This window comes from Microbispora sp. CL1-1 (assembly GCF_012034195.1).
Lineage (GTDB): Bacteria > Actinomycetota > Actinomycetes > Streptosporangiales > Streptosporangiaceae > Microbispora.
Map to the genome: position 1 here is coordinate 1 of NZ_JAATEK010000239.1, position 290 is coordinate 290.

Here is a 290-nt window from a genome sequence, read left to right on the forward strand (position 1 = left end):
CCCCACCTCGGTCATCAACAACACGCAGACCACAAGCTGGCAGGAGTTCGCGACCGGCGACTTCGCCTTCGGCGAGAACGGCACCTGGCAGCTCGCCAACGCCAAGAAGACCGGCTTCGACTACGGCATCATCCCCATCCCCGCCAAGGACGGCGGCACCGCGCCCGCTCCGACCGGCGGTGAGTTCGTCACCATTCCGGTCCAGAAGGACGCCGCCCGCTACGCGACCTCCCAGAAGCTCGTGAGCTGTCTGACCAGCACGGACAACTCGCTGACCACCACGACCACGC

General features: G+C 66.6%; 1 protein-coding gene. It reads left to right on the forward strand.

What is annotated here, in order from left to right; translation table 11 throughout:
• Positions 1–290, forward strand: a 290-nt coding sequence (locus HCK04_RS40755) for an extracellular solute-binding protein (RefSeq protein WP_142652812.1), incomplete at both ends; no start/stop codon positions are given.